General features: G+C 71.7%; 4 protein-coding genes. 3 read left to right on the top strand and 1 reads right to left on the bottom strand.

Annotated features, from left to right (window positions below; translation table 11 throughout):
* Positions 1–38: 38 nt before the first annotated feature.
* Complete coding sequence (locus ACFWEP_RS10265; protein WP_387368459.1) at positions 39–1,865, bottom strand: glycoside hydrolase family 15 protein; 1,827 nt, start codon at positions 1,863–1,865, stop codon at positions 39–41.
* 440 nt (positions 1,866–2,305) lie between these two features.
* Between ACFWEP_RS10265 and ACFWEP_RS10260 the strand changes: the two genes are divergently transcribed.
* The 3 genes from ACFWEP_RS10260 (at position 2,306) to ACFWEP_RS10250 (ending at position 7,027) form a co-directional block, all read left to right on the top strand.
* Complete coding sequence (locus tag ACFWEP_RS10260; RefSeq protein WP_387368449.1) at positions 2,306–3,970, top strand: CTP synthase; 1,665 nt, start codon at positions 2,306–2,308, stop codon at positions 3,968–3,970.
* A gap of 84 nt (positions 3,971–4,054) precedes the next feature.
* Complete coding sequence (locus ACFWEP_RS10255) at positions 4,055–4,681, top strand: NUDIX domain-containing protein (protein ID WP_387368447.1); 627 nt, start codon at positions 4,055–4,057, stop codon at positions 4,679–4,681.
* Positions 4,682–4,906: 225 nt separating this feature from the next.
* A complete protein-coding gene (locus tag ACFWEP_RS10250) occupies positions 4,907–7,027 on the top strand; it encodes a tetratricopeptide repeat protein (RefSeq protein ID WP_387368445.1) in 2,121 nt (706 codons plus the stop codon).
* Positions 7,028–7,166 lie beyond the last annotated feature (139 nt).

Genomic DNA, 7,166 nt, shown 5'->3' with positions numbered 1-7,166 from the left:
CGACGTAGACGCGGTCCTTCAGTCCAAGATCCATGGCCCTATCCTGCCTCTCCGGCGTCGCCGGTGCCGAACAGGGTCAGCGCGGTGGTCACCAGGCCGATGTGGCTGAACGCCTGCGGGAAGTTGCCCACCTGGCGCTGGAGCCGGGAGTCCCACTCCTCGGCGAGCAGTCCCAGGTCGTTGCGGAGCGAGAGCAGCTTCTCGAAGAGCTGGCGGGCCTCGTCGACCCGGCCGATCATCGCCAGGTCGTCCGCCAGCCAGAAGGAGCAGGCGAGGAAGGCACCCTCGTCGCCCTCCAGGCCGTCCACGCCCGCGTCGTCGCCGGAGGTCGGGTAGCGCAGCACGAACCCGTCCTCGGTCGACAGTTCGCGCTGGATCGCCTCGATCGTGCCGATGACCCGCTTGTCGTCCGGCGGGAGGAAGCCCATCTGCGGGATCAGCAGCAGCGAGGCGTCCAGTTCCTTCGAGCCGTAGGACTGGGTGAAGGTGTTGCGCTCGGGGTCGTAGCCCCGGTCGCAGACGTCGCGGTGGATGTCGTCGCGCAGCTCGCGCCACCGCTCCAGCGGCCCCTCCACGTCGCCGGACTCGATCAGCTTGATCGTCCGGTCGACCGCGACCCACGCCATCACCTTGGAGTGCACGAAGTGCCGACGGGGGCCGCGCACCTCCCAGATGCCCTCGTCCGGCTCGTACCAGTGCTGCTCCAGGTAGCTGATCAGCTTGAGCTGGAGGCCCATGGCGTAGTCGTTGCGGGCCAGGCCCGTCATGTGCGCCAGGTGCAGCGCCTCGGTGACCTCGCCGTACACGTCGAGCTGGAGCTGGTCCGCGGCGCCGTTGCCGACGCGGACCGGGCCGGAGTTCTCGTAACCGGGCAGCCAGTCCAGCTCCGCCTCACCGAGCTCGCGCTCGCCGGCGATGCCGTACATGATCTGCAGGTTCTCCGGGTCGCCCGCGACGGCCCGCAGCAGCCACTCGCGCCAGGCGCGGGCCTCTTCCCGGTAGCCGGTGCGCAGCAGCGAGGAGAGGGTGATCGCGGCGTCGCGGAGCCAGGTGTAGCGGTAGTCCCAGTTCCGTACGCCCCCGATCTCCTCGGGCAGCGAGGTGGTGGGGGCGGCGACGATGCCGCCGGTGGGCGCGTAGGTGAGCGCCTTCAGGGTGATGAGTGAGCGGATCACGGCCTCCCGGTAGGGGCCGTGGTACGTACACTGCGCGACCCACTCCTCCCAGAACCGCTCGGTCGCCTCCAGCGAGCCCTCCGGCTCGGGCAGGGCGGGCGGCTGGTGGTGCGAGGGCTGCCAGCTGATCGTGAAGGCGACGCGGTCACCGGGGGAGACCGTGAAGTCGGAGTACGTCGTCAGGTCCTTGCCGTACGTCTCCGCCTGCGTGTCCAGCCAGACGGAGTCCGGTCCGGCCACGGCGACCGTGCGGCTGTCGACCTTGTGCACCCAGGGGGTGATCCGGCCGTAGCTGAACCGCATCCGCAAGGACGAGCGCATCGGCACGCGGCCGCTGACGCCCTCCACGATCCGGATGAGCTGGGGCGCGCCGTCACGGGGCGGCATGAAATCGGTCACGCGTACCGTGCCGCGTGGTGTGTCCCACTCCGACTCCAGGATGAGGGAATCGCCGCGATAACGCCGGCGGTCGGCGGCGGGCGGCTCGCCGCGGCTGCCGTCCTCGGCGGCGTCGGGCTCCAGCGGACCCAGGCGCCAGAAGCCGTGCTCCTCGGTACCCAGAAGTCCCGCGAAGATGGCGTGGGAATCGAAGCGTGGGAGGCAGAGCCAGTCGACCGTGCCGTCCCGGCAGACCAGCGCCGCTGTCTGCATGTCTCCGATGAGTGCGTAATCCTCGATGCGCCCGGCCACGTGCGTCTCCAGTCGAACGGCCATGTGTCGCCCCGCTCGGGGGCGCTTGCTGCGTGAATAAGGAAAATGTTCAAGAAGGCCGATGAGCCCTTGGACCGGCGGGAGCGGGCGGGGGTGATGCCGCGGGCCGACCGTCCCCGCTCGTCAGCGAGTGTCCGAGCAGGATACGACGCACCGATGTGATCCGCGCGATACTCCGTGGATCTTGTCGTGGCCGAAGAGTGGGCCTCGGGGCGCGTGAGGGGGTTTGGTGGCGTTCGTGCGGAGCGCGTGACCGGAAGCAGTGTCTCCAGGTCGCTGTTAGGCTGGTAGCCCGTGGACCGGTGGTCGTGTCCGAGAGCGACGAGGCCTCCGAACCGCAGCGACGGCACCCCCGGAATCTCCGGTTAGGCAGCCGGTACGTACCCAGATTTCGCTACCACGGGAGCCCCCTCTTGGCTATGCAGCCCACATCCACGACGACCAAGCACATCTTCGTCACCGGGGGTGTCGCCTCCTCCCTCGGCAAGGGTCTGACTGCCTCCAGCCTGGGTGCACTCCTCAAGGCGCGTGGTCTCCGGGTCACGATGCAGAAGCTCGACCCGTACCTCAACGTCGACCCCGGCACGATGAACCCGTTCCAGCACGGTGAGGTGTTCGTCACCAACGACGGCGCCGAGACGGACCTGGACATCGGCCACTACGAGCGCTTCCTCGACGTCGACCTCGACGGTTCCGCCAACGTCACGACCGGGCAGGTCTACTCCCAGGTCATCGCCAAGGAGCGGCGCGGCGAGTACCTCGGCGACACCGTCCAGGTCATCCCGCACATCACCAACGAGATCAAGTCCCGCATCCGCCGCATGGCGACGGGCGACGTCGACGTGGTCATCACCGAGGTCGGCGGCACCGTCGGCGACATCGAGTCGCTGCCGTTCCTGGAGACCGTCCGCCAGGTGCGCCACGAGGTCGGCCGGGACAACGTCTTCGTCGTGCACATCTCGCTGCTGCCCTACATCGGCCCCTCCGGCGAGCTGAAGACCAAGCCGACCCAGCACTCCGTTGCCGCGCTCCGCAACATCGGCATCCAGCCGGACGCCATCGTGCTCCGCGCCGACCGTGACGTCCCCACCGCCATCAAGCGCAAGATCTCGCTGATGTGCGACGTGGACGAGAGCGCCGTGGTCGCCTGCGTCGACGCCAAGTCGATCTACGACATCCCCAAGGTGCTGCACACCGAGGGCCTCGACGCCTACGTCGTCCGCAAGCTCGACCTGCCTTTCCGCGACGTGGACTGGTCCACCTGGGACGACCTGCTGGACCGCGTCCACAACCCCGACCACGAGGTCACCGTCGCCCTGGTCGGCAAGTACATCGACCTCCCCGACGCCTACCTCTCGGTCACCGAGGCCATCCGCGCCGGCGGCTTCGCGAACAAGGCCCGCGTCAAGGTCGAGTGGGTCACCTCCGACGACTGCAAGACCCCGGCCGGCGCCGCCCGCCACCTCGCGGGCGTGGACGCCATCTGCATCCCCGGCGGCTTCGGCGAGCGCGGTGTCGACGGCAAGGTGGGCGCCATCCAGTACGCCCGCGAGAACAAGGTGCCGCTGCTCGGCCTCTGCCTGGGCCTCCAGTGCATCGTGATCGAAGCGGCCCGCAACGTCGCCGGCATCCCGGACGCCAACTCCACCGAGTTCGACGCGGCGACCTCGCACCCCGTCATCTCCACGATGGAGGAGCAGCTCGCGTACGTCGAGGGCGCGGGCGACCTGGGCGGCACCATGCGTCTGGGCCTCTACCCGGCGAAGCTCGCCGAGGGCTCCGTCGTCCGTGAGGCGTACTCCGGCGAGCCGTACGTCGAGGAGCGCCACCGCCACCGCTACGAGGTGAACAACGCCTACCGCACGGAGCTGGAGAAGAAGGCCGGACTGGTCTTCTCCGGCACCTCCCCGGACAACAAGCTCGTCGAGTACGTCGAGTACCCGCGCGAGGTCCACCCCTACCTCGTCGCCACCCAGGCCCACCCGGAGCTGCGCTCCCGCCCGACCCGCCCGCACCCGCTCTTCGCGGGTCTGGTGAAGGCCGCCGTCGCGCGCCAGGCGCAGGCCGCCGAATCGGGCAAGTAGTCCCGAGGCATTACCGTTGACCGGGGTACGCGTCCGAAGAGGACGGGTGCCCCGGTTTTTCGTGACGTGAGCGGGAGGACGCAGATGGGCATCCAGGACAGGGCCGAGGAATGGCGGGTCACCGCGACGGTGACGCCCTTCACCGGCAACAAGACCAGCGTCCGCACGGACGACGTCGTGATGCCCGACGGTACGGTCGTGGGCCGCGACTACCAGGTCCACCCCGGCTCCGTCGCGATCCTGGCGATCGACGACGAGGACCACGTCCTGGTGCTGCGTCAGTACCGCCACCCCGTGCGCCAGAAGCTCTGGGAGATCCCGGCCGGACTGCTCGACGTCCCCGGCGAGAACCCGCTCGCCGCCGCCCAGCGCGAGCTGTACGAGGAGGCGCACGTCAAGGCGGAGGAGTGGCGGGTCCTGACCGACGTCTACACCAGCCCCGGCGGTTCCGACGAGGCGGTGCGCATCTTCCTCGCCCGTGATCTCTCCGACGCGGTGGGCGAGCGTTTCGCGGTCGCCGAGGAAGAGGCGGACATGGAGCTGGCACGGGTCCCGCTGAAGGACCTGGTCCGGGGCGTCCTCGCGGGCGACCTGCACAACAGCTGCCTGGTCATGGGGGTACTGGCGCTGACAGCGGCCCGGACTGCGGACGGCGAGCGGTCCCTGCGCCCGGCCGAGGCACCCTGGCCGGCCCGTCCGTTCGAGGCGTAGCGGAACCCGGGGCCTCCGTCGCACGGCGGAGGCCCCGCGCTCCTGCCCCCTCTCCCGGGCCCGCCCCTGCCCCTTTTGTCCGTCGGACGATCGTAGGAATCACTGATCCGATCGGGGGATGTCCCCGCCCCGCTCCGCCCTGATCGGCGGTGCCGCTGAACTACGCTCGAAAGGCCCGCCGGAGCTCCGGCGGGGCACCGGGTGCGGCGAAGTGGAGCGTGGCTCGTGACGGATCAGGCGGTGGACACCAGCGGCCCGGCCCGAGCGCCCGGCACCGAGGAGCCCTCCGGTGCCGCCCCACCCGAACTGTTCGGCCGTCAGCGAGAGTTGAAAGCCCTTCAGGAGGACATCGAACGGGCCGGGCTGAACACCATCGCCGGCCGCAAGGCGGCCCGCGCCCGGGTCCTGCTGATCGCCGGACGCGCGGGGTCGGGGCGCAGCGCCCTCGCCGCCGCGTTCGCGCACGCACTGACCGGCACGGCCCCCGCCGGCGGCTCCAAGGGCCCCCTTCCCTGGGCCGCGCCCGGCACCGGAACCGGCGACTACCCGGACGGCGTGCTGCGCGTCAGCCTGACCGACCCCGACGGCACCCGGGTGCCAGCCGAGCGCACCGCCCGCGAGATCCTCGTCCTGCTCTCCCTGGCCACCCCGCCCGGCGCGGACGCCGACGAACTCACCGAGATGGTCCGCGAGGCCCTCGCCGTGCGGCGGCTGCTGCTCCTGCTCGACGACGCGGTGGACGCCGAGCAGGTGGACCCCCTCCTCCCGGACGGTCCCGGCTGCCTGGTGCTGGCCACCGCGACCGGCCCGCTGACCGGTGTCCCCGACGTCCGCCCCTGCACCATCGGCGGGCTGGACACCGGCTCCGCCGTGCGCCTCCTGGCGCGGGTGGTCGGCCAGGTGCGGATCACCGTGGACCCCCGGACCGCCGAGACCCTGGTGGAGGAGTGCGGCGGCCAGCCCGCCGCCCTGCTGCTCGTCGCCGGGTGGATCGCCGCCCGTCCGACCGCCTCCGTCGCCGACGCCACCCAGCACCTGCTGCGCACTCCCCAGGACACGGAGCAGCCGGTGGGCGCCCGGCCGCTGGCCCGCGCCTTCCGGATGGCGCACGACTCCCTGCTGGAGACCCCCGCCCGGATACTGCGACTGCTCGCGCTGGCACCCGGAGGTCTCGCCGACGCCCACACCGCCTCCGCGCTGGCCGGCTGCTCCGTCCTGGCCGCCCGCCGGACCCTGGACGACTTCGTCGGCCTCGGGCTGCTGCACACGGACGGCGCCACCGAACCCCAGTACGAGGTGCCGGGTGCTCTGGCGCCCCTGCTGCGGGCTCTCCTGGAGGAGCGGGACAGGCCGGCCGAGATCGAACTGGCCCGGGCCCGGATGCTGGAGCGCACCGTACGGCTGCTCCACTCCTGCCGGGCGGTCACCGAGCCGGAGGGTTCCCCGGCCCGGGGCAAGCTCTCCGGACTGCCCAAGACGCTCCGCTTCGCCGGCCCGGAGGAGGCGGCCGTCTGGCTGCGCGTCAGGCTGCCCTCCCTGGTGGCCGCCGCCCGCATGGCGGTGGCGGACGGAGAGCTGGACACCCTTGCCCGCCGCCTGGTCGCCGCTCTGGTGCGGGCGCTCGCCGCGCACCTGGGCACGGAGGCCGCCGCGCCCGAGTTGTACGGGCTGCACCGCCTGGTGCTCGATGTCGCCGAGCGCCGGGAGCTGCCCCGGGAACGCGCCGCCGCGCTGCTCAACCTCGCCGACCTCGACGCCGGCACGGGCCGCACCCGCACCGCCCTGGCCCGCTACCGGGCCGCCCTGGACGCCGGGCGGGAGGCGAAGGACCTCTACGCCACCGGCCGGGCCATGGAGTCCGTGGGGGGCGCCTACGCCGAGCTGGGGGACTACCCGCGCGCTTCCGACTGGTACGGCCGGGCGCTCGCGCAGCGGCTCGCGCAGGGCGACCGGGAGGGCGAGGCCCGGCTGTACGGGCGGCTCGGCGCGGTGCACGCGTACGCCGGACGGTACGGCGAGGCGCTGCGGAACTGGCGGGCCGCCGCGTCCGGCCTGCGCAGGATCGGTGACCTCCCGGCCCAGGCCAGGGCGCTCAGCGAGGCGGCCCGGGTCCAGGAGTACGCGGGCCGCCCGCACGACTCGCTGCGCACCTGCCGGGAGGCCGTCGACCTCGCCCGGCGGGCCGAGGACGTGCGGCTCCAGGCGGCACTGCAGTTGCGGCTGGCCGACACCCTGGACCGGCTCGGCGATCCCGCGGCCGCCTCGCTGCACCGGGCCACTGCGGACAGACTGCTGGGCGAGGAAGGATCCACCTACGAAAACCTTGGCGCTTCGGTCGAAAGTTAGTTCTTTGCAAGGCTAGACAGCGGGAAGTCCTTCATTAGACTGGGTCTGCCGCCTGCTTCCGTGGTGCCCCACGGGTGAGGTGCGTTTCTGTGCACGTCCGTGCAATCCGGCGTTCTCCCGGCCACAGGTCGGCCGCCCG

The organism is Streptomyces sp. NPDC060198 (assembly GCF_042728415.1).
Lineage (GTDB): Bacteria > Actinomycetota > Actinomycetes > Streptomycetales > Streptomycetaceae > Streptomyces.
Note: the sequence above shows the minus strand (reverse complement) of the source record. Positions and strands in the feature narration are given on the sequence as shown.